Source organism: Campylobacter concisus (assembly GCF_902460875.1).
In the GTDB taxonomy this organism is placed as follows: Bacteria; Campylobacterota; Campylobacteria; order Campylobacterales; family Campylobacteraceae; genus Campylobacter_A; species Campylobacter_A concisus_AA.
Genome location: NZ_CABPVR010000021.1, coordinates 1 through 2303, shown reverse-complemented (window position 1 = coordinate 2303; position 2303 = coordinate 1). Strand labels below are relative to the sequence as shown.

At 30.2% G+C, this 2303-nt stretch carries 2 protein-coding genes; both read left to right on the top strand.

What is annotated here, in order from left to right:
* Positions 1-194: 194 nt before the first annotated feature.
* Complete coding sequence (locus F3H01_RS09050) at positions 195-698, top strand: tRNA 2-selenouridine synthase (RefSeq protein WP_149725561.1); 504 nt, start codon at positions 195-197, stop codon at positions 696-698.
* Positions 699-2303 (top strand): Mbeg1-like protein (locus F3H01_RS09045; protein WP_149725560.1); only part of this gene is annotated, 1605 nt, incomplete at its 3' end. It abuts the gene before it with no gap.

The following is a 2303-nucleotide window of genomic DNA, read 5'->3' as shown; positions in this document are numbered from 1 at the left end:
AAATCCTTAGATGAACTTCTTGACTTCATTATATGAAATTATTAGATTTTTGATTAATTATTTTAAAAATTTATTTATGAGATTTACCGCATTTATATTACTACTTCTAACAAGTATATTTTTAATAGCTTGCTCAGCTAATCAAGCAAATAAAAAGATAAGTAACTCTGAATTAGAAAACTTAGCTAAACAATATGGTGGAGTATATATTTGATGAGAAATTTGAGAAAGAGATAGAAATTAAAGAAAAGTTAAGAAGAGAAGCAGAACTAAAAATAATAAATGCTTCTACGACCGATGCTGAAATGAGAAAGAATTTAAAAGGCTTTGATGAGAAATATCCTCAAATCCTCTCAAATGGTAAAAGATACTACACTCGTTGGATAGATTATGAAAGAGATACTGGTAAAAAAGCAGAAGTACCAGAATTTTATATAAATAAGATAAAAGAATTTATTGGAGATGATTTTTTAAAAGAAGAACCTAGAATTTATCCTAAATATATATATTTTGATGGAAAAGAGATGAGAGTTATAAAAATATATCTTTCATATACTTATATTGAAACCAAATATGGACTATTTGGTGATGAAGGTAGAGGTGTATCATTTACCAAAGAGTCTTTTGGTACAAAATCAGGAGATAATATTTTTTACTTAACAAACAACAAATTCATAAAAGCAAACAAGGACAAGTAAGTGCAAACTAAAAAATCAAATAAAGAGCTAATAAATTGCTTTAAAGACTATATTGATATAGCTGATGCAAGTTATGCAATGCTTCATAATGTATTTGAGAATGAAAGAAATGGACTTGATGAGCTTTATGATAAATTCGGCAAAGATAATGTCCCTGAAAACATTGTAAATTCTTATAGAGAAGATGAAAAGAAAAAGCCTATTTGGAGATATGCGGATGATATTACTTTAGGTGATAAGATTGACAAAAATAATGAAACAGATACATCACAAGCAAATAATAGAAATTTTGGTGAACCTACTGCTTATGCTCTTTGTATTGAAGCTAGATTTATGGCAGATAAAATAGTAAAAAAACCAATAGAAGAAGGAGATGAAAAAGAAGAAATTGTTGAGTTGTCAAATAATGTTAAAAATTTTATAAAAACATCTAAAACCAAGCCACCAAGAATTTTTTACATTCCTAAATCTCTCTCCCCTCGCACAAAACTTTTTGTTAATCGCTATGAGCTAGTAAAGCACATACCTAATCAAAAATCAGGTTTTAGCTCAACTATATTTTATGACACTCTTAAGTCAAACTATATAATAGGCTTTAGAGGAACAGAGATGAAAATAAACGATCTCTTAGATGATGCCTTTATGGCTATCACATCAAGAGCGCTTATGCAAATATCTGCTTTAAAATCACTTCAGTCCTCTATGCAAGAAGCTATAAATTCTCATAGTCAAAACTTAAGTGGCTTAGATAACACCGCCAAAGACATCATCCTATCAGGTCACTCATTAGGAGGTCATCTAGCTCAAATATATGCAGTAACCTTTAAAGATAGCGGAGTAAAAGAACTTTATACTTATAACGCTCCAGGAATTTATGGTGGTATATTAGCTTCAGCTTTTACTTGGAGCTTAAGGCTTCTTAGCTTTGTGGCTAAAGCCATAGCAAAAGGTGCAAGATGGATAGCAAGAGTCATAGACAAAGATGGCTTTATAGGAAAGATGGTAGGCTCAGTCTTTAACAAGATAAAAGGTATGTTTGGCTTTAAAGATGATAAGAGCAGCGTAGATGAATATGTAGATGTAGTTAAAAATAATGAACAAGCTCAAAAGACTCTTGCAGATAAAAAGGTGAGCTCTAATATAAATAAAGCTAGCAAAGAAAAAGATATAGACATAGAGATACATCACGTAGAGAGCGTTAAACAAATTATCAATAGAGATGAAGATAGCTTTTCAAAAGATGTGGCTGTTTTGATAGAACCTACCTTTTCAGTAATATCTGATCTAGGCTATAAGCTAGGCATAGATACAACTGGCGAAGTAAAGTATGAAAATACTGAGAATAGACACTTGGTGAATATATTAATTAGATCTCACTTTTTAAAAGAGAGTGTTTTGGTTTTATATATGCTGTGCTATCTCTTGGAAAACAAAGAAAATGAAGCCAAGATAGAGGGTAAAGATATAGCTGAAGCACTTGATTATCTAAATGAATATATCCAGTCGCTTAAATTTAAACTAAAATGCATAAGATCGAAGTTAAATTTGGATGTAAATATAGATGATATAAGTGATGCTTCTATGCTAGATACACCTTTATATATC